Origin of the sequence: Bradyrhizobium sp. NP1 (genome assembly GCF_030378205.1) — a bacterium.
Taxonomy (GTDB): domain Bacteria; phylum Pseudomonadota; class Alphaproteobacteria; order Rhizobiales; family Xanthobacteraceae; genus Bradyrhizobium.
Genome location: NZ_CP127385.1, coordinates 4,518,905 through 4,537,818 on the forward strand (window position 1 = coordinate 4,518,905; position 18,914 = coordinate 4,537,818).

An 18,914-nucleotide genomic window follows, 5' to 3' on the forward strand; every position below is an offset into this window, starting at 1 on the left:
TCAAACCACTTCCGACACCGGCTGCAGATCCACCTCGAACGTCTCCAGGAACTTGGAGGTCATGATGTAGAAGCCGACCGAGAGCTGCAGCTCGACCAGCGCGCCAGGCGTCAATTTCGCAGCGACCGCCTTGAAGGTCGCATCCGTCGGCTTGCGCAGGCGCACGATCTCGTCAGTGAAGGCGAGCACCGCGCGCTCGACCTCGTTGAAGCAGTCCGCCTTCTGCCAGTTCGCGAGCGCCTCGTTCTGCACCTCGGTGACGCCGACATTGCTGCCGATCCGCTTGTGGGCTGCGACCTCGTAGGGCGCTTCGCAGAGAATGCCGGTGCGCGTGATCGCGAGTTCGCGCAGGACGGGATCGAGTTCCCCCTTGTGCCGGATGGCGCGGCCGAGCCGGCAGTATTGCTCAAAGTAGGCAGGCGAATGCGCCATCATCCGGAAGATGTTGGCGTTGCGGTTCTTGTCGAGGATTTCGCGGGTGCGATCGCTTGCCTTGGTCGGATCGCAATAGTCGATACGGGCCATTTCCCAGAACCTTCAATGATCGGCGTTTCCTGTTGCGACAAAAACACTACCCAGCGGTCGCCCGCCGGGCAACACGACGGCGACACGAACGAGTCAAATTGCCGCCGCATTAGTCATCGAGCCTGACATGTGTCGATATTCGCTCGAATGGGGACTTGCTGAAGAGCGAATACGCGTCGTGGGGTGTTCCGAGTACCGAATATTTGCGTGTCGTCCGAGGCCTCCCCGGGCAACGATGACGCGTGCCCAGGTCTAGGGAGAAACCATGAAGGAAGCCACCAAGAGGGCGGCCTCGGAAGCACTTGCGCAAATGCTGGCGGTGACGGCAATGCTCGTCATCGCCAGCGTCATCTTCTACTGGCACTGATCATCCCATCTTCTCGAAATACGGCACGAGGTGCCCGGCGAACGGCATGAAGCGCGCGCTGACGCGGTCGCCGATCGCAAGCGACCTGTCGCCGTGGGCCATCATACGGAACCCTTCGACCGCATCGACCAGCACGATGTTGTAGGGAACATGCGCACGGGCCTCCGGCGTCGCGGCACGGACGACCAGTGAGGTCGCATGGACCATGCCCTCGCCGCTGGCGCGCTTCTCGGCAATATCGGTCCCGCCGCATGCCGCGCAGAAGCCGCGGCGGAAATACTGCACATGGCCGCACGGGCCGCAGGCCTGATAGAGGATGGCCTCGTGCCCGGTGGTCCAGTCGGCAGGTTTCATCATCGCACGCGCTCCAGGAACATGCTGACATGGGACGACAGCACGCCGCCGTCGCCATGCAGCAGCGCGATCGAGGCATCGCCCACCTGGCGCTTTCCGGCGCGGCCCGTCATCTGCAAATGGGTCTCGACGAGGTGCGCCATGGCGCCGCCAACGCCACAATGGCCGTAACTCAACAGGCCGCCATGGGTGTTGAGCGGCATCGCGCCGTCGCGACCGAAATGCCCTGCCCGCACGCGGGCGGCGGCCTCGCCGCGGCGCGCCAGCCCAAGGTCTTCGAGCAGCATCGCCAGCGTGATGGTGAAGCTGTCGTAGACAGCGGCATAACGCACATCTGATATCGCAAGCCCGGCGGCGGCTTTTGCTTTCGCGATCGATATTTCCGCGCCGAGCTCGCTTAAGCGCGGCATCGCGGTGACGTGCTGGTGGGTATGCGCCTGCGCGCAGCCGCGGATGCGCACGCCGAAATTCGATGCCCGCTCACGGCTGACAATGAAGGCCGCGCCGCCGTCGGAGACCGGGCAGCAGTCCAGCAGCTTCAACGGCAGCGCCACCGGTTTTGACACCATCACGTCCTCGACCGTGATCGGCTCGTGAAACTGCGCGCCGGGATGGTCGAGCGCGTGGCTGCGCATCAAGACGGCGAATTCGGCGAGGTCTTCTTCGGTGACGCCGTATTCATGCATGTAGCGCGAGGCGACGAGACCGTAATAGGCGGGGATGGTCGGCCCGAGCGGTACCTCGTAATCGGGATGGCCGACCTGCGCGAGCGCCTGGATCGCGGCGTCGCGGCTCTGCCCGGTCAGCCGGTTCTCGCCGGCGACGACCAGCACATGGTTCGCCACGCCGGCCTCGACCAGATGATGCGCCAGCATGGTCATCGCAAGTCCGGTGGCGCCGCCGACCTGCACCGCATGCGCGTAGGACGGACGGATGCCGAAATGCTCGGCGAACACGGTCGCAAGCATGATGTGCGGCGACACTGTCGAATAGCCGCACAGGATGCCGTCGATGTCGGCGCGCTTCAGGCCTGCGTCGGCCAGCGCCAGCGCAGCCGCCTGGCTCATCAGGTCGAGCGAGGATGAACCCTCATGCTTGCCGAACGACGTGAGGCCAGCGCCGGTGATGAAGCTCATCTTCTTACCTCCCCTTGAAAAGGGGAGGTCGGTTTGCACCCGGCGATGCGATGCATCGTCCGGCAGCAAACCGGGAGGGGATCAGGTCGATCATCCGTAGCTGCTCAGCCGTTGACCCCCTCCCCAACCCTCCCCCTTTCAGGGAGAGGGAGAAGAAGCAGGCTGCGTCCCTCACGACTTCGACACGCATCATCAATGCGATTTCACCTTCATCAATATGACTTCGGCAGGCCGAGCACTTTCTCGGCGATGAAGCTCAGGATCAGCTCGCGGCTGACGGGCGCAATGCGCGGGATCAGCGATTCCCGCAAATAGCGCTCGACATGGAATTCCTTGGCATAGCCGAAGCCGCCATGGGTCATCACCGCCTGCTCGCAGGCATGGTAGCCGGCTTCGGCCGCGAGGTATTTTGCCGAATTGGCGGCGGGGCCGCAGGGCAGTCCCTTGTCGTACTGCCAGGCGGCCGACAGCGTCATCAGCCAGGCCGCCTCGAGTTCCATCCAGTTCTTCGCCAGCGGATGCTGGATCGCCTGGTTCTTGCCGATCGGCCGGTTGAACACGATGCGGCCCTTAGCGTAGTCGGCGGCGCGCGACAGCGCGAGCTTGCCGAGCCCGACCGCCTCGGCCGCGATCAGGATCCGCTCCGGGTTCATGCCGTGCAGGATGTACTCAAAACCCTTGCCCTCCTCGCCGAGGCGATCCTCGACCGGGATCTCGAAATCCGCCAAGAACAATTCGTTGGAGTCGACGGGTTTTCTGCCCATCTTCTCGATCTCGTGCACCGCGATGCGGCTGCGGTCGAAATCGGTGTAGAACAGGCTCAAGCCGAAGGTCGGGTTCTTCACCTCCTCCAGCGGCGTGGTGCGCGCCAATAGCAGGATCTTTTCCGCGACCTGCGCGGTCGAGATCCAGACCTTCTGGCCGTTGACGATATATTTGTCGCCCTTCCTCACCGCGCGCGTCTTGAGCTGCGTGGTGTTGAGCCCGGTATTGGGCTCGGTGACGGCGAAGCAGGCCCGCTCGGTGCCGTCGACGATGCCGGGCAGCATGCGCTCGCACTGCTCCTTCGTGCCGAACACGACCACGGGATTGAGCCCGAACACGTTCATGTGGATGGCTGACGCGCCGGACATGCCGGCGCCGGATTCCGCGATCGTGCGCATCATGAGCGCGGCTTCGAGGATGCCGAGCCCTGAGCCGCCATACTCCTCGGGAATGCAGATGCCGAGCCAGCCGGCGTCGGCCAAGGCCTTGTGGAAGTCGGCGGGGAAGCCGCCCTCCTTGTCCTTCTTCAGCCAGTAGGCGTCGTCGAAGCGCGCGCAAATCTTGGCGACCGCATCGCGGATCGATTCCTGGTTGGCGGTCAGTGCAAAATCCATCGGTCTGTCCTTCCAGTGTCCCGGCTCTGACATTCGCATCATTTTGCGGAGCCACGTCTGCGAATGTCGGAACCAAAAGGACACCAGCAAATATGAAGTTCTAGTGTGGCTCTGGCTCTGACGTTCCTTTGAGGAATGTGCTGCGAAAGCGAAAGGAACGTCAGAGCCGCCACTAGCTCGCGGGCGCAGGCCTGGTGACGCCGTCGCGCACAAGGCCCGAAATCTCATCGGCCGAATAGCCGGCTTCCCGCAGGATTTCGACACCCTGCTCGCCAAGCCGCGGCGCCAGCCGCTCGGGCACGGCCGGTGTATCCGAAAAACTGGCCGACACCTTCATGGTGCGGATCGGTCCCTCGCTCGGATGGGTAACGATGGGGAAATAGCCGGTTGCCGCAAGGTGCGGATCGTCAAGCAGGCTCTCCAGATCGTGCATCGGCATCACGGGCACGTCGGCCTTGTTCAGGATCTCGATCCATTCGGCGGTCGTGCGTGTCTCCAGAATCCGCGCCAGCTCCGCATAGACCTCGTCGATATTGGCGGCACGCCCGGCGAAGCTTGCGAATTTCGGGTCGTGCTTGAGGTCATCGCGGCCGGTCGCCTTGAAGAAATTATCCCACTGCTTATCGTTATAGACGATCACGCAGAGATAGCCGTCGCTGGTCTTGTAGGGCCTGCGGTCGCGCGAGAGATGCCTGGCATAGCCGCCCTTGTCGAGCGGCGGCTCGTAGGTGAGCCCGCCCATGTGATCGCCCATGACGAAGCCGGCCATGGTCTCGAACATCGGGATGTCGACGCGCTGGCCGCTGCCCGAGCGGTCGCGATGCACCAGTGCAGCGCAGATCGCACCGACCGCCGTCAGCCCCACGATGCGATCGACCAGCGCGTTCGGCACGTAGCGCGGCGTGCCGTCGGAGGTCTGCGCCATCAGCGCCGGCAGCGCGGTCGCGCCCTGGATCAGATCGTCATAGGCGGGCTTGGCGGCGTAAGGGCCGCCCTGGCCGAAGCCGAACACGCCGGCATAGACCAGCCGCGGGTTCACCTTGGAGACGACGTCGTAGCCGAGATTGAGCCGCGCCATCGCCTGCGGCCGGACGTTGTAGACCAGCACGTCGGCGGAACTGATCAGCCGCAGCACGGCGTCGCGGCCGGCCGGCTTCTTCAGGTCGAGCGCAATCGAGCGTTTCGAGCGGTTGGTGTTGAGGAACACCGGCCCCATCCCCGGATGCCGGGTCGGACCGATCAGGCGGGTGACGTCGCCTTCCAGCGATTCCACCTTGATGACGTCGGCGCCGAAGTCACCGAGCATCTGGGTCGCATAAGGCCCCATCAGCACGGTGGTCATGTCGATGACCTTGATGCCCGCAAGCGGTCCCATGGCGGCGCTCTCTCCCGGTTGGTTGTGGCCCACGTAAGGACAGGCTTGGGCCAAGATCAAGCACGGCGGACGTATGGGCATATGCGTGGCGCCTGCTCGCGTTCCCCGAATTCCGCGCGGCGGGCAAAGGCGCCGCATCCGGAAACCGCCGATCAGACTCCATCGTCGGCGGCATCCGGCGTACAACCATGGGCAATCACAGCCACCACGAACGGGCCGCGGAGACGTCGATGAACGCAAAAACAGAATTCGCCTTCGTCGAGACCAACGGCATCCGGTTGCGGGTCGCCCTTGCCGGAAAGGGACCATTGGTCGTGCTGGTGCATGGCTGGCCGGAAAGCTGGTACTCGTGGCGCCATCAGATTTCGGCGCTCGCCGAGACAGGCTATCGCGTGGCCGCGCCGGACGTGCGCGGCTATGGCGGCAGCGACAAGCCGGCGGCCATTGAGGCCTATTCGATCAAGGAGATATGCACCGACATTGCAGGTCTGATCGACGCCCTCGGCGAAAGGCGGGCGATCCTGATCGGCCATGATTGGGGGGCCCCGATTGTCTGGAATACGGCGTTGTTTTTCCCGGAGAGGGTGCGAGCCGTCGCCGGATTGAGCGTCCCCTACACCGGAAGAGGCCCGGCGCCTCGCGTCGAACTCTTCCGCAACTTCTACAAGGATCGTTTTTTCTATCAGATCTACTTCCAGGAGCCAGGCGTCGCGGAATCCGAGCTCGAAGCCGACGTGCGCACGTCACTGAGGAAGATCTACTACGGCTCGTCCGGCGACGCCTTGAAGGCAGGACCCAGGGCGAGGAAGCCTCCCGACGCGAAATATCTCGACGGCCTGATCGATCCGGATCCGCTGCCGGATTGGCTGACGCCCCGCGACCTCGACTATTATGTCGGGCAGTTCGAGCAAAGCGGCTTTCGTGGGCCACTCAACCGTTACCGCACGTCGGAAATCGATTTTGCCGAGCTGGCGGAGATCGCGGACCGCCGGATCGAACAGCCGGCGGCCTTCATCGCCGGCCGGCTTGATCCGGTGCTCGCGTTCGTGCCGGGCGTCGACCTTATCGAGGTCATGCGCAAGCACGTTGCCGATCTGCGCCTCGTTCGACTTTTCGACGGTGCCGGCCACTGGATTCAGCAGGAGCGCCCCGCCGAGGTCAACGCCGCTCTCCTGGAATGGCTTCGCGGGGTGGACTAGCGGCCTATCCCGCAACTCGCGAACCCGGCGACGTGAGCGCGACGTGGGTTTTGACGCGCGCCAGCTCGCCGACGGGGAGCGAATGCTGGAGTCGGCCCCCTAGCCGTAGACCCATATGATGATGAATACGACGGCGCTGTTGATGGCGGCCGCCAGCAGCGAGAGCAGTAGGGCTGCTTCCGCTGCAACCGTCCAGGATCGTGCTGGTTCGACCGGAATTTGTGTCGGCATGGATACCTCCCGTGGCATCCTCAGATCACAAATCATGTGCAATTTAGGTCCGCCCGCCCTCAATGCTCCCAGATGCTCATCTTGCGGGTCTCGGGCATGAGGAACAGGCTCAAGACCAGGCAGATCGCCGGAACAGCGATCGGGTAGATCAGTGCATAGGCGAGACTGCCTGTCGCCTGGTAGGCCGCTGTCGTGATGAACGGCACCAGGCCGCCGCCCCAGCCGTTGCCGATCATGTACGGCATCGACACCGCCGTATAGCGGATCCTGCCGGGGAAGAATTCGGCAAGGAACGCGCCGATCGGCCCGTAGACCATTCCCACGTAACATACAAGAATGACCACGATGAGGATGGCAATCGGCACGTTGATGTTGCCGGGCTGTGTGACCAAGCCGAGCCAGCTATACAGCGGATAGTAGGTCACCGCCGCGAGGAAGAAGCCGCCCAGGATGACCGGCTTGCGGCCGACGATGTCTGACAACCAGCCGAAGAAGACGAGCGACGGGGTTCCGATCACCAGCCCAATTCCCACGATCAAGGCGCTGGTCAAGGTGTCCACCTTGGACACCGTCTGCAGGTAAAACAACGCCCAGAACTGGCTTGAGTACCAGACCACGCCCTCGCCCAGCACCACGATGGTCGCGATCACCACGTATTTCAGATTGACCGGATTGAGGAAGGCGTCACGCCAGGGGTTCGTGCTGGTCAGCCCCTTCGCCTTGATCTCGGCATAGACCGGCGACTCCTCGAAATTGGCCCGCATGTAGAGCGTGACGAACACCAGCAGGAAGGAGAACAGGAACGGAATGCGCCACGCCCATTCGTTGAATACCGCCTCGCCGAAGTAGCTGCGTGTCGCAATGATCACGATGAGAGACACTACGATCCCAAGCGTCGGCGAGGTCTGCAGCCAGCCGGTATAGTAGCCGCGGCGTTCGTCCGCCACGTGCTCGGCGACGTAGGTGATGGCGCCGCCATATGAGCCGCCCAGGCAAAGGCCCTGAATCATGCGCAAGCAAAACAGGATGATCGCGGCGGCCAAACCGATCTGCTCGAAGGTCGGGATCAAGCCGATCGCGCCGGTGCCAAGAGCCATGCCGACGAGCGTCATGATGAACGTATATTTGCGGCCGACGCGGTCGCCGAGCCAGCCGAAGACGAACGCTCCCAACGGACGGACCAGGAAGCCGGCGGTGAACAGCGCGATCGTCGAGAGCAGAGCCGCGACGGGGTGGCTCTTTTCGAAGAATTTGACCGACAAGATCGTGGCCAGACTTCCGAAAATATAGAAGTCATACCATTCAATGACATTTCCCGCGGACGCAGCCATGATCACGGTCCGGAAGTTCCGCGGAAATCGAGATGCTTGATCGATAGCCATCTGAGCCATGTTGATCTCCTTCAAGGCCTGATCGCGTCGCGATGCTGTTAAATGAAACGCTTCGTCGTAATGAACGTCCCTTCTCGACATAGGCCGAGCCATTGTTGCCCACTGCCGGGCGAAAACGGGCGCGCCCGCTCGTCGAGCACGGTCAATGGTCAAGCATGAGCACAGATGTCTTTACGCAAGATCACGTGTCTTGCGCCGGCGATGTCCGCCTTGGCTCCTAGCGGACCCAAGGCGACGTCCGGCCGGAGGCCGCTTTCTTTTCGGTCGCCTCAATGACCTCGGCGTTGCTCCGCCCGAGGGCTCTCACGCGCATCTCGCAGAAGATGTCCTATCATCCAGCCTTTGAAGGTCAGCAGCACTGGCCCATCTGCAAGTCGCGCCTGATATTGCAAGGCGAAACGGCGACGTGTCGGCCATACGGTCGGATGCGCAATCACGACTTTACGACGCGCCAAATCCGCTGGCAACAACGCTTTGGTCGCGATTGCAATGCCATTCCCGCGGCCGCCGCCTCGATCGCAAGGCCAATGCTTCCCAGGCCGCTGCCGTACTCCGTTGACGCGGTGCCAAATCGCGCGTGAGCGAGCCGGCGACACCGACCGCCACGCCGCGGTCGAGACGCCGGCGCGTCATGGTGGCCGGCCGTCTTCGATGGCATCAAGGAAGCCCGTTTCGACCGATCCGCGGCGAGCAAATTCGAACGTCGAAAGCTTCGCTCTCCTTCGCTCACTCTTGTCGGGATTTTGATTGGAATTGTCGTCGCGGAGTTGCATTGCCTGAGCCGAACCACTTTTGCTAGCTTTGAGCGACTGGTCGCCCCGGGTCGAAAAGCAACCGAGATGCGGCCAGACGTTCGTGCCATTGGCGGCAGGACAGTTGCTTGAACAAGAATGCAAAGGGGAAGCCATGTGCGATTTCTGCCAACGCAAGACAAGCGCGCTGTCGCGGCGCGCCTTCGGCCTGTTCGCGATGTCGTCGGCGGCGCTGCTGCTGGCCCGGGCGGCGGCCGATGCAAAGGAAGCGAAATCGCCGCCCAAGCCGGAAAACGTCCTGGCGCCTGATGGCGCGCTGAAGCGCCTGCGCGAAGGAAACGAGCGCTATGTCGAAGGCGAGATGCGGCGACACGACTTCAAGCGCGAGCGGGAAGCTTTGGCCGGCGGACAGAATCCCTATGCGGCGATATTGAGCTGCGCCGACTCCCGCATCGCGCCTGAATATGCATTCGACAGCAGCCGCGGCGACCTCTTCGTGTGCCGCGTAGCCGGCAATTTCGCCAGCGACGAGACTGTCGCAAGCATGGAATATGCGGTCGCGGTGCTCAGCACGCCGCTGATCCTGGTGCTGGGTCACGAGGCGTGCGGCGCGGTCGAGGCCACGATCAAGTCGATCAAGGAGGACAAGCCGCTGCCCGGCCACATGCCGTCCCTGGTCGAGGCGATTGCGCCCGCGGTCAAGGCGGTGGCCTCGCACAGCGGCGATACGCTCAGCAATGCGATTCGGCAGAACGTGTTCGACAATGTGGCCAAGCTGAAATCGGCCACGCCGATCCTCAGTGCTGCGGTCAACGACGGGAAGCTGAAGGTCGTCGGCGGCATTTACCGGCTGAAGAGCGGAAAGGTCGAGCTGCTCGCCTGAGCCTCGAGCCCCATCGGCCACGTTAGCTCGGCGTAAAGCTGTTTTCCAATCCGTCGCCGCCGGTCAAGCCCCGGCGCGGGGTCGCGCGCCTCGCGCCCTCGCGACGGTGTCACCATTCGATCACGTCGCCGAACCTTCAAGGCATTGTCACGGATGGTTCATCGCGTTGTGACCCAGCTCTGAAAACTTTCCCCGCGGCGCCACCCCCACCCTTCGCTGCGCCAAAAAACCTATCTCATTAAATACTCAAGAAGGAGGCAATCTTCATGCGTTTGCCCATAACTCTCGGTCTGGTCTCTACTTTCGCCTTGTTGATCGGCGGCGCCGGCGCCATCGCTCAAGACCACGATCGCGACGATTTCCGCAATGGAACGCGCACACCCATCAAGCATCTGGTCGTGATCTTCCAGGAGAACATTTCCTACGACCACTATTTCGGCACGTACCCCAAGGCGATGAACCTGCCCGGCGAGACGCCGTTCAAGGCAAAGCGCAACACCCCGCTCAACAACAACCTTGTAACGCCGCTCGACGTCAATCATCACTTTGAGCCGATTGGCGAATTGAACCTCCTCGCCAACAACCCGAACGCCAACCCCAACGCCCCGGTTGGACCCAACAACTCCCGGCACAACGGCACTGATGCCGCCAATCCGTTCCGGCTTTCGCCCAGCCAGGCGTCGACCGCCGACCAGGGCCACAACGACATGCCGGAGCAGGCCGCCTACAACAACGGCAACATGGACGGCTTCCCGGCGTGGGTCGGCAGTGCCGGCACCGCCTCCAGCGGCCCGCAGGCGCCCCCAGCCGCCGTCGCCACCAAGGGCCTGGCGATGGGCTACTACGACGGCAACACCGTCACGGCGCTGTGGAACTACGCCCAGCACTACGCGATGAACGACAACAGCTACGCGACCCAGTTCGGCCCTTCGTCGCCGGGCGCCATCAACCTGATCTCGGGCCAGACCAACGGCTTCGCCCACGCCACCAACGTGCAGGACGCCAGCGGCAATCTGCTTCACTCGACCCACGAAGCATTCGGCGACGCCAGCCACACGTCGAGCAACATCACCCTGATTGGTGACGGCGATCCCGAGCAGGACAAGTGCTCCAACCCGACCATCGACCAGGTGACCATGGCAGGCCCCAACATCGGCGACCTGCTCAACAAGCGCAACATCACCTGGGGCTGGTTCGAGGGCGGCTTCAACCTGCAGACCGTCAACGCGAACGGCAGCACCGGCTGCGCGCGCTTCACGGCTGCAACCACCGCCGCGAGCCCCGCCTCCGCGTCGACCGACTACATCCCGCACCACCAGCCGTTCCAGTATTATGCGTCGACCCGCAACCCGAACCACCTGCCGCCGCACTCGGTGGCATCGGTCGGGTTCACCAACATCCCGGGTACCCGCACGGCGGATCCGGCGAACCACCAGTACGACACCGACGACTTCTTCGCGGCGCTCCATGCCGGCAACCTGCCGTCGGTGACCTTCCTCAAGGCGCCGGCATTCCAGGACGGCCATGCCGGCTATTCCGACCCGATCGACGAGCAGCACTTCATCATCAAGGTGAGCAACGCGCTGCAGGAAAGCAAGTTCTGGTCGAGCACCGCGATCGTCATCCTGTATGACGACTCCGACGGCTGGTACGATCACCAGATGCCGCCGATCGTCAACCCGTCGTTCAACCCGACCACCGACGTGCTCAACGCCGCCGGCGTCTGCAACGTCGGCCTGCAGCAGGGTCGCCCGACGCGCAATGTGCCGCTCAACGGCGCGTTCGGCCAGTCGGCGTGGGGCCGCTGCGCGTACGGCACCCGCCAGCCGCTGCTGGTGATCTCGCCGTTCGCCAAGCACAACCACATCGACCACACGCTGACCGACCAGACCTCGGTCCTGAAGTTCATCGAGGACAACTGGCTCGATGGCGAGCGCATCCAGCCGGGCGGCTCGCTCGACACCATGGCGGGCACGATCGAACACATGTTCGACTTCGACCGCCGCGTCGACAATGACGACCACAAGCTGATCCTCGATCCATCGACCGGAGCGGTGGTGTTCGCCAGCCACCGGGACGACGATGACGACCATGATCACGGTCACGACCACGACCACGACCACGATCACGATCGTCACTGAGCAGATCGTTTGAGATCAGAATGCGCGGGCCAGGGCGGCGCCCCGGCCCGCGCGAATGCAATATGAAGACCATGACCGAGTACGCGAAGCGACGTCCTGCAAGCTTGCGGCGCGGCACCAGCGCCGTTGCCGGCCTTTTTCTGCTGCTGGCGCTGCCCCACGACGCGACCTCGTTTCCGATCGACGGGGATCAGACGGTGCTGCCGGCGGGCAGTGAGCTCAACGAGGATGCGGACTACGTGCCGCACGAGATACTGCGTTCGGAATATAGCGGCGACCGCACCTCCTATGTGGTGGCGCTCGGCGATCTCGCCTTCAACTCGCCATCGATCCTCGGCGACGTCGCGCGCCGCGCCGGCATCAGTTGCGGCACATGCCACGTCGGCGGCGCGAGCAACGCCAGGCTGTTCATTCCCGGCCTGTCGACCCGACCCGGCACGTTCGACACCACCGGCGCGCTGTTCAACCCCAAGGCCGACAATCACGTGCTCGATCCGGTGCGGGTTCCGAGCCTGCGCGGCGCGCGCTACCTCGCGCCCTACGGACACGACGGCCGCACGGCGTCGCTCCGCGACTTCGTGCGCAACGTCATCGTCGGCGAGTTCGCCGGGCCTGAGCCGTCGCCGTCGACCCTCGACGCCATCGTCGCCTATGTCCAGGAGATCGATTTCCTGCCCAACCCCAGGCTCGGCGACCGCGGTCGCCTCACCGCGACCGCGAACGAGGCCGAGCGCCGCGGCGAAGCCCTGTTCGCAAAGCCGTTTCCGCATGATCCAAATCTCAGCTGCGCCGGCTGTCACCCCGCGGCGGGCGCGTTCGTCGATCACCTGCAGCACGACATCGGCTCGGGCGGACTTCACAAGACCCCCACCCTGCTCAACGCGAACTTCAACGCGCCCTATTTTCATGACGGCCGCTACGACAGCCTTGATCAGGTCGTCGATCATTTCGACCATGTCTACGAACTCGGGCTGTCGACGCAGGACCGCGGCGACCTCGTCGCCTATCTGCGCGCCGTCGGCGATGCGCGCCAGCCTTTCGACAGCGATGGCGTGACGACCCGCTTCAAGGACATCGACACTTTTTCGCTGCTACTCGGCCAGGCGATCACGGCGCGGGACCGCGATGCGATCAACCTTGCGGCCGAAACCCTGGGCGGCGAGTTCCGCGACCTTGCCGAACGGTTTCCCGACCACCGCGACACCGCGGTGACCGACGCGCTGGTCGAGCGCCGCATGGTCCGCGCGGCCGTGAAGGACGTGGTGATCAGCTTGCGCCGGATCGCCATGGCGGTTTCGGCCGGCGATCTCGACGCGGCCACCGCCGAATACAAGGTCTACTACGGCCTCACCTTTTCCAGGGCGATGCCGCTCTTGCGCGGCACCGAGCCGTGGTCGCTGTTCAATCCCACCGTGCGGGCGGCCCATGACGCCGAGCGGCGGCGGCTGCTGCGCGCGCCGGCGCAGGCGGAGCTGCAGCGATGAACAGCGGAGACATCATGATGAAAGTCGCCGACTGCTGGATATGCCCGCTTCTGCTGGGCACGATCCTGGCGCTGGCCGTCGTGCCGCAGGCGGGTGCGGCGCCGCTCGAGGCCACCGCCGAGAGCTATCGGCACTACCTGATCGACGACATCGGCCAGACGCTCGCTGGCGCCCGTGCCCTGCGCGAGCGCCTTGCCGCCCACGACCTCGACGGCGCCCGCAAGGCCTGGATCGCGGCACGCACCGGCTGGGAGCGCTCGGAGGTCTTCACCAGCGGCTTCGTCCCCGAGCTTGATCAGCAGATCGACGCCTGGCCGAACGCCAGCCACGGCTTCCACGGCATCGAGGCCACGTTGTTCGGCGCGAGCCGCAGCACCGATGCCGGCGCGGAAACCGACGCGCTGATTGCCCACCTCGCCGACCTCAAGGCGCAGCTCGACCATGTCGAACTCGCACCACAGCGCCTGCTCAACGGCATCGCGCGGCTGGCCTTCGAGATCGGCGGCAACAAAGCTGATGGCGGCGAGTCGCGGCTAAGCGGCACCTCGCTCAACGACATGCAAAGCAATGCCGACGGCATCGCCCTCGCCTACCGGGTGGTCTTCGCCGACGCCATGGCGGCCGGCGATCCAAAGTTGGCCGCGGCGGCGCGCACCGCCATCGAGCAAGTGCAAGCGACCGTCAAGATCTCCGACCTGCGCAATCTCGACGCCGACAAGCTGCGCGCCGGCAGCGAAGAGCTGATCGCGCTGCTGCAGACGGCCGCTCCCAAGATCGGCCTGGACAAGCCGACGCTCGAGGAAGGCGCCCGCTAGGCTACGTCGGCCGCGGGCTACTTCACCGGCTCCAGCACCGAGACGTAGTTGGCGACCGCGGCACCGCCCATGTTGAAGATGCCGGCGATTTTGGCATCCTTGATCTGCATGCCCTCGGGCGCCTGGCCTGCAAGCTGCATCGCCGTCATCACATGCATGGAGACGCCGGTCGCGCCGATCGGGTGACCCTTGGCCTTCAGGCCGCCGGACGGATTGACCGGCAGCTTGCCGCCCTTCTGGGTCCAGCCTTCCAGGATCGCGCGAGCGCCCTGCCCCTTCGGCGTCAGCCCCATCGCTTCATATTCGATCAATTCCGCAATGGTGAAGCAGTCATGGGTCTCGACAAAGGAGAGATCGGTGAGCGCAACGCCCGCCTTTTCCAGCGCGCGCTGCCACGCCACCGTGCAGCCTTCGAACTGCAGGATGTCGCGCTTCGACATCGGCAGGAAATCCTGCGCGTGCGCGGTGGCGCGGAAGCTGATCGCCTTGCCCATGCCCTTTGCGGTCTCGGCATCGGTCAAGACCAGCGCCGCGGCGCCATCCGACACCAGCGAGCAGTCGGTGCGCTTCAGGGGGCCGGCGACGTAAGGGTTCTTCTCGCTCTCGGAGCGGCAGAAGTCGAAGCCGAAATCCTTGCGCATCTGCGCATAGGGATTGGCGACGCCGTTCTTGTGGTTCTTCGCCGCGATCATCGCCAGCGCATCGGACTGGTCGCCATATTTCTGGAAGTAGCCCTGCGCGATCTTGCCGAACACGCCGGCAAAGCCGCCGACCGTGTCGCCGTCCTCAGGCAGATACGAGGCTTTCAGCAGGTTGCGGCCGATCTCGGGGCCGGGCGTCCGGGTCATCTGCTCGACGCCGACCACCAGCACGACCTTGGCCGCGCCGGCCGCGATCGCGCGGATGCCCTGGTGCACGGCGGCCGATCCGGTGGCGCAGGCGTTTTCCACCCGGGTCGCCGGCTTGAAGCGCAGATGCGGATCGGCCTGCAGCACCAGCGAAGCCGTAAAGTCCTGCGGGGAGAAGCCGGCATTGAAATGGCCGAGCACGATCTCGTCGACATCGGCGGCGGCAATGCCGGCATCCGCCAGCGCCTCATTGGCAACCTTCACCACCAGGCTTTCGACGGTTTCGGTATCGAATTTCCCGAACGGCGTATGCGCCCATCCGACAATGCTCGCTGTCATGGCTATGTCTCCGTTGATCCCATTTGGTCCCGTTCTAGCCTATCGGAAAGAGGACTTCACGCCGCTTTCGCCGATTTGACCGCCCGCTGGCACAAGGCGGTTATGCCACTCCAGTTGCCTGCCTTGATGTCCGCGGCCTGGCACAGCCAGGAACCGCCGACCGCGACCACATTGGGCTCGGCGAGCCACGCGGCCGCGTTGCTCTCGCCAATGCCGCCGGTCGGGCAGAAGCGGACCTGCGGGAAAGGCCCCGCCAAGGCGCGCAGTGCCTTGATACCGCCGGCCGGCTCGGCCGGAAAGAACTTGACGAGGTCGAAGCCGGCGGCGAGCGCGCCCATCACATCGGAGGCGGTGGCGATCCCCGGCGCGAACGGCAGGCGGCTCGCGGCGGCCGCGCTCAGGAGGTCCGGCGTGGCGCCGGGACTGATGCCGAAGCGGGCGCCGAGTGCCTCGGCGCGGGCGAGATCGTCAGGGTTGAGAATGGTGCCGATGCCGACGATCGCCTCCGGCACATCAGCGATGATGGCCTTGGCGGCTTCGACCGCGACCGGCGTTCGCAGCGTCACTTCGAGCGTGCGGACGCCGCCCGCGACCATGGCGCGCGCCAAGGGCACGGCATCCTCCAGCCGCTCGATCGTCAGCACCGGCACGATGCGGGCCGATCTGAACAAGGCTGCGAGCTTGTCCTGCTTGCTGGTCATGACGAAACCTCGCGACGGGGAACGGGAGTTGCCGGCATCGCCGAACGCGGAATGATCGCGCCGGGATGGCACACCACGACGCCCGCGAGCCGGTGGCCGGCGCGGGCGGCCTCGACCGGGCTCTCGCCGGCCAGCCGCGCCGCGAGATAGGCGGCGGCGAAACTGTCGCCGGCCGCCGTGGTGTCGACCACCGGCGCAGTCACCGGCTCGGCCGCGATCCGGCGCGAGGCGCCCTCGAAACGCAGGAGGCTCGCGGGCTCGGCAAGCCGCAGCACCGCCTCGCCCGCTCCGATCCGCGCCAGCAGCGCGTCTGCACTCTCAGCCGGATAGAGCGCCGCGAGATCGTCGGCCGAGGCCAGCACGATGTCGGCGGCCTGGAACGCTTCTTCAAAGACGCGCCGCGCAATGTCGAGATCGGGCCAGCCGCGGGCACGGAAGTTGGTGTCGAAGACGATGCGGGCACCCTGCCGTCGCGCGCGCCCCAGCGCCTCCACGAGGCGCGCCCGCGCGGGCCCGGCAAAGATCGACAGCGTGATCGCCGAGAAATAGACCAGCGAATAATCGGACAGCGATTGCAGCAGGGACGCGGTCTCGGGCAGATCGAGCAGGCTTCGCGCCGCCGCGCTCTCGCGCCAGTGGAAGAAGCGGCGCTCACCCTTGCCGTCGGTCTCGATCAGATAGAGGCCGGGCAGCCTGCCCTTGAGCCGCGCGACCTTGCCGACGCCGATGCCCTCCGCCGCCCAGCCCGCGATCATCTCGTCGCTCAAGGGATCGTCGCCGAGCGCCGTGATGTAGTCGACGGCGACGCCGAGCCGGGCGAGATAGACCGCGGTGTTGAGCGTGTCGCCGCCGAAGCCCCGGGAGTAGCGGCCCCCGCCCGCCGGCTTCAGCTCGATCATGCACTCGCCGATGCTGGCAACACGGATCATGCTGCGACCTGATCAGTAGACCTGGATCAGTTGACTGGATCAGTTGACGAATTGGCCGCCGAGCTCGTCCTCGATGTGGATGCGGATGATGTCGTCGAACGTCTGCTCGGCCGTGGTGAAGCCGAGCTCACGCGCCCGCCTGGCCGCGAAATTGCGCGGCCAGCCGTCGACGATGCCCATGATGAAGGGATCGGGCACCCGCTTGATGCGCGCGGCCACCTTCTCGCCGGCGACGCGCTTCAACGCCGCGATCTGCTCGCCGACGGTTGCCGACAGCCCGGGCATGGTGAGGTTGCGGCGCGCCCCGACCGTGGCCAGGTCCATGGTCCCGGCATGGAGCAGGAAGCCGACCGCCGAGCGCGGCGTCGCGTGCCAGTGACGGACGTCCTCGGAGACCGGCAGCACCGCCTCCTTGCCCGCGAGCGGCTCGCGCAGGATGTTGGAGAAGAAGCCGGACGCCGCCTTGTTCGGCAGGCCGGGACGGATGCAGATGGTCGGCAGGCGGATGCCGATGCCATCGAGGAAGCCGCGGCGGGAATAGTCGGCCAGCAGCAGCTCGCCAATCGCCTTCTGGGTGCCGTAGCTGAGCAGCGGCGTGTGGAAGAACTCGTCGCCGATCGCTTCCGGAAACGGCGCGCCGAACACCGCGATCGAGGACGTGAACACGACGCGCGGCTTGTAGCCGCCGCCGGCAAGCCTGATCGCATCGAGCAGCATCCGCGTGCCGTCGAGGTTGATGCGGTAGCCCTTGTCGAAATCAAGCTCGGCCTCGCCAGAGACGATGGCGGCGAGATGGAAGATCACGTCGGGACGGCCGGCGATCAGCTTTTCGGCCGCTCCCGGCACGGCGAAATCACCGGCGAGGACCTCGACCGGAAAACCTGTCTTCTCAGGTCTTGCCGGCGCCACCACATCGTGCAGCGTCAGGCGGCTGATCTCGCTTTTGCCAAGCCGGCCGTCGCGCAACAGCCGATCAACCAGCTTGCGGCCGACCATGCCGGCGGCGCCCAGGACCAGAACGTGCAAGAGCCTTCTCCTTTTTGTTTCTTTGCTTTTCTTCGCGACGAAGCAGCGCGCGCTTATTCCTTCACGGCGCCGGTCATCGCCGACACATAATGCTCGACGAAGAAGGCGTAAAGGATCACGAGCGGCAGCGAGCCGACCAGCGCGCCCGCCATCAGCGAGCCCCATTTGTAGATGTCGCCGTCGACGAACTCGTTGACGATCGCGACCGGCACCGTCTTGTTCGGCGTCGACTGCAGGAAGGTCAGCGCGTAGATGAACTCGTTCCAGCACAGCGTGAAGGAGAAGATGAAGGCCGAGATCAGGCCGGGGATCGCGAGCGGCACCACGATCTTGACCAGGATCTGCCAGCGGCTGGCGCCGTCGATCAGCGCGCATTCCTCGAGCTCGAAGGGGATCGTCTTGAAGTAGCCCATCAGCAGCCAGGTCGAGAATGGAATGAGCAGCGTCGGGTAGACCAGGATCAGCGACAGCGGCGAGTCGAACAGGCCGTAGGCCTGGATCACCGAGGCCAGCGGGATAAACAGGATCGAGGGCGGCACGAGATAGGCGAAGAAGATCAGGATGCCGACCGCGTCCGCGCCGCGGAAGCGCAGCCGCACGATGGCGTAGGCCGCGAGCACGCTGGCGACGATCGAGAGCGTGGTGGCGCCGACCGCGACATACATCGTGTTCCAGAGCCAGCGCGGATACTCCGTCTCGAACAGCAGCTTGCTGATGTGCTTGAAGGTCGGATGCACAACCCAGAACGGGTTGTACTTCTCCATGTCGATGAGCTGCTCGTCCGGTTTGATCGAGGTCAGCCCCATCCAGTAGAACGGGAACAGCAGCACGAACAGGATGACGAACAGCGGCAGATAGAGCGTGACGAGGCGCCGCGGCAGCGACTCCAGGTAGCTCATGCCTTCGGTGTCGTCGCCCGCGGCGGATGATGCGGCTTTGGTCTGCAACACGGAATCAGTCATTGCCGCCTCCTTGCTGCCACTTGCGGCAGCGCGCGCGAGGCCTGCCTCGTTCGCGCAAACAAGATGACGCAGCGACC

Annotated in this window: 18 protein-coding genes; 5 read left to right on the forward strand and 13 right to left on the reverse strand. The window is 64.7% G+C overall.

Annotation, left to right across the window (positions count from 1 at the left end; translation table 11 throughout):
- From QOU61_RS21880 to QOU61_RS21900, 5 genes are all read right to left on the reverse strand, one after another.
- Window positions 1-525, reverse strand: a complete 525-nt coding sequence (locus QOU61_RS21880; RefSeq protein WP_289653270.1) for a carboxymuconolactone decarboxylase family protein — start codon at window positions 523-525, stop codon at window positions 1-3.
- A 367-nt stretch (window positions 526-892) separates the two neighbouring features.
- Complete coding sequence (locus QOU61_RS21885) at window positions 893-1,249, reverse strand: Zn-ribbon domain-containing OB-fold protein (RefSeq protein ID WP_289653271.1); 357 nt, start codon at window positions 1,247-1,249, stop codon at window positions 893-895.
- Window positions 1,246-2,382 carry a thiolase family protein gene (locus QOU61_RS21890; protein ID WP_289653272.1) on the reverse strand — a complete coding sequence of 379 codons (1,137 nt, stop codon included), beginning with the start codon at window positions 2,380-2,382 and terminating at the stop codon, window positions 1,246-1,248. The genes QOU61_RS21885 and QOU61_RS21890 overlap by 4 nt, the downstream gene beginning before the upstream one ends.
- 212 nt (window positions 2,383-2,594) lie before the next feature.
- The gene (locus QOU61_RS21895; RefSeq protein WP_289653273.1) at window positions 2,595-3,761 is read right to left on the reverse strand and encodes an acyl-CoA dehydrogenase family protein; all 1,167 of its coding nucleotides are present in this window, start codon (window positions 3,759-3,761) and stop codon (window positions 2,595-2,597) included.
- Window positions 3,762-3,933: 172 nt separating this feature from the next.
- Window positions 3,934-5,136, reverse strand: coding sequence for a CaiB/BaiF CoA transferase family protein (locus tag QOU61_RS21900; RefSeq protein WP_289653274.1), 1,203 nt, complete (start codon window positions 5,134-5,136; stop codon window positions 3,934-3,936).
- A 230-nt stretch (window positions 5,137-5,366) separates the two neighbouring features.
- On the opposite strand from QOU61_RS21900, the gene QOU61_RS21905 reads away from it, so the two are divergent.
- A complete protein-coding gene (locus tag QOU61_RS21905) occupies window positions 5,367-6,335 on the forward strand; it encodes an alpha/beta fold hydrolase (RefSeq protein WP_289653275.1) in 969 nt (322 codons plus the stop codon).
- Between the two features lie 99 nt (window positions 6,336-6,434).
- Here QOU61_RS21905 and QOU61_RS21910 read toward each other — a convergent pair whose 3' ends face one another.
- From QOU61_RS21910 to QOU61_RS21920, 3 genes are all read right to left on the reverse strand, one after another.
- Window positions 6,435-6,566: a hypothetical protein gene (locus QOU61_RS21910; RefSeq protein ID WP_289653276.1), complete on the reverse strand. Its 132-nt coding sequence runs from the start codon at window positions 6,564-6,566 to the stop codon at window positions 6,435-6,437.
- A 59-nt stretch (window positions 6,567-6,625) separates the two neighbouring features.
- On the reverse strand, window positions 6,626-7,957 hold the full coding sequence (locus QOU61_RS21915) for an MFS transporter (RefSeq protein WP_289653277.1): 1,332 nt from the start codon (window positions 7,955-7,957) through the stop codon (window positions 6,626-6,628).
- A gap of 629 nt (window positions 7,958-8,586) precedes the next feature.
- Window positions 8,587-8,865: a hypothetical protein gene (locus QOU61_RS21920; protein WP_289653278.1), complete on the reverse strand. Its 279-nt coding sequence runs from the start codon at window positions 8,863-8,865 to the stop codon at window positions 8,587-8,589.
- Here QOU61_RS21920 and QOU61_RS21925 point away from each other — a divergent pair.
- The 4 genes from QOU61_RS21925 to QOU61_RS21940 all read left to right on the forward strand — a co-directional run bounded on the left by QOU61_RS21925 (window position 8,864) and on the right by QOU61_RS21940 (window position 14,032).
- Window positions 8,864-9,592 (forward strand): carbonic anhydrase, encoded by a 729-nt coding sequence (locus QOU61_RS21925; protein WP_289653279.1) that lies wholly within the window; start codon window positions 8,864-8,866, stop codon window positions 9,590-9,592. The two genes, QOU61_RS21920 and QOU61_RS21925, sit on opposite strands and share 2 nt — an antisense overlap.
- Before the next feature lie 266 nt (window positions 9,593-9,858).
- On the forward strand, window positions 9,859-11,733 hold the full coding sequence (locus QOU61_RS21930) for a phospholipase C (protein WP_289653280.1): 1,875 nt from the start codon (window positions 9,859-9,861) through the stop codon (window positions 11,731-11,733).
- Window positions 11,734-11,795: 62 nt separating this feature from the next.
- Window positions 11,796-13,217, forward strand: coding sequence for a cytochrome c peroxidase (locus QOU61_RS21935; RefSeq protein ID WP_289653281.1), 1,422 nt, complete (start codon window positions 11,796-11,798; stop codon window positions 13,215-13,217).
- Window positions 13,218-13,231: 14 nt separating this feature from the next.
- Entirely contained in the window at window positions 13,232-14,032 is an 801-nt protein-coding gene (locus QOU61_RS21940; protein ID WP_289653282.1) for an EfeM/EfeO family lipoprotein, read from the forward strand.
- 17 nt (window positions 14,033-14,049) lie between these two features.
- Here the strand turns inward: QOU61_RS21940 and QOU61_RS21945 are convergent, their stop codons facing one another.
- From QOU61_RS21945 to QOU61_RS21965, 5 genes are read right to left on the reverse strand one after another with little or no spacing between them, the layout of a single operon-like run.
- Entirely contained in the window at window positions 14,050-15,219 is a 1,170-nt protein-coding gene (locus tag QOU61_RS21945) for an acetyl-CoA acetyltransferase (protein ID WP_289653283.1), read from the reverse strand.
- A gap of 56 nt (window positions 15,220-15,275) precedes the next feature.
- A complete protein-coding gene (eda, locus tag QOU61_RS21950; RefSeq protein ID WP_289653284.1) occupies window positions 15,276-15,920 on the reverse strand; it encodes a bifunctional 4-hydroxy-2-oxoglutarate aldolase/2-dehydro-3-deoxy-phosphogluconate aldolase in 645 nt (214 codons plus the stop codon).
- Window positions 15,917-16,849, reverse strand: a complete 933-nt coding sequence (locus QOU61_RS21955) for a sugar kinase (RefSeq protein ID WP_289653285.1) — start codon at window positions 16,847-16,849, stop codon at window positions 15,917-15,919. The genes eda and QOU61_RS21955 overlap by 4 nt, the downstream gene beginning before the upstream one ends.
- 39 nt (window positions 16,850-16,888) lie before the next feature.
- On the reverse strand, window positions 16,889-17,875 hold the full coding sequence (gene denD / locus QOU61_RS21960) for a D-erythronate dehydrogenase (RefSeq protein ID WP_289653286.1): 987 nt from the start codon (window positions 17,873-17,875) through the stop codon (window positions 16,889-16,891).
- Window positions 17,876-17,928: 53 nt separating this feature from the next.
- On the reverse strand, window positions 17,929-18,837 hold the full coding sequence (locus QOU61_RS21965; RefSeq protein WP_289653287.1) for a carbohydrate ABC transporter permease: 909 nt from the start codon (window positions 18,835-18,837) through the stop codon (window positions 17,929-17,931).
- Between the last annotated feature and the right edge of the window lie 77 nt (window positions 18,838-18,914).

Bases quoted from the DNA above. Each gene is read 5' to 3' on its own strand.
- QOU61_RS21880 (WP_289653270.1), bottom strand. From the start codon at position 525: ATGGCCCGTATCGACTATTGCGATCCGACCAAGGCAAGCGATCGCACC.
- QOU61_RS21885 (WP_289653271.1), bottom strand. From the start codon at position 1,249: ATGATGAAACCTGCCGACTGGACCACCGGGCACGAGGCCATCCTCTAT.
- QOU61_RS21890 (WP_289653272.1), bottom strand. From the start codon at position 2,382: ATGAGCTTCATCACCGGCGCTGGCCTCACGTCGTTCGGCAAGCATGAG.
- QOU61_RS21895 (WP_289653273.1), bottom strand. From the start codon at position 3,761: ATGGATTTTGCACTGACCGCCAACCAGGAATCGATCCGCGATGCGGTC.
- QOU61_RS21900 (WP_289653274.1), bottom strand. From the start codon at position 5,136: ATGGGACCGCTTGCGGGCATCAAGGTCATCGACATGACCACCGTGCTG.
- QOU61_RS21905 (WP_289653275.1), top strand. From the start codon at position 5,367: ATGAACGCAAAAACAGAATTCGCCTTCGTCGAGACCAACGGCATCCGG.
- QOU61_RS21910 (WP_289653276.1), bottom strand. From the start codon at position 6,566: ATGCCGACACAAATTCCGGTCGAACCAGCACGATCCTGGACGGTTGCA.
- QOU61_RS21915 (WP_289653277.1), bottom strand. From the start codon at position 7,957: ATGGCTCAGATGGCTATCGATCAAGCATCTCGATTTCCGCGGAACTTC.
- QOU61_RS21925 (WP_289653279.1), top strand. From the start codon at position 8,864: ATGTGCGATTTCTGCCAACGCAAGACAAGCGCGCTGTCGCGGCGCGCC.
- QOU61_RS21920 (WP_289653278.1), bottom strand. From the start codon at position 8,865: ATGGCTTCCCCTTTGCATTCTTGTTCAAGCAACTGTCCTGCCGCCAAT.
- QOU61_RS21930 (WP_289653280.1), top strand. From the start codon at position 9,859: ATGCGTTTGCCCATAACTCTCGGTCTGGTCTCTACTTTCGCCTTGTTG.
- QOU61_RS21935 (WP_289653281.1), top strand. From the start codon at position 11,796: ATGAAGACCATGACCGAGTACGCGAAGCGACGTCCTGCAAGCTTGCGG.
- QOU61_RS21940 (WP_289653282.1), top strand. From the start codon at position 13,232: ATGATGAAAGTCGCCGACTGCTGGATATGCCCGCTTCTGCTGGGCACG.
- QOU61_RS21945 (WP_289653283.1), bottom strand. From the start codon at position 15,219: ATGACAGCGAGCATTGTCGGATGGGCGCATACGCCGTTCGGGAAATTC.
- eda (WP_289653284.1), bottom strand. From the start codon at position 15,920: ATGACCAGCAAGCAGGACAAGCTCGCAGCCTTGTTCAGATCGGCCCGC.
- QOU61_RS21955 (WP_289653285.1), bottom strand. From the start codon at position 16,849: ATGATCCGTGTTGCCAGCATCGGCGAGTGCATGATCGAGCTGAAGCCG.
- QOU61_RS21965 (WP_289653287.1), bottom strand. From the start codon at position 18,837: ATGACTGATTCCGTGTTGCAGACCAAAGCCGCATCATCCGCCGCGGGC.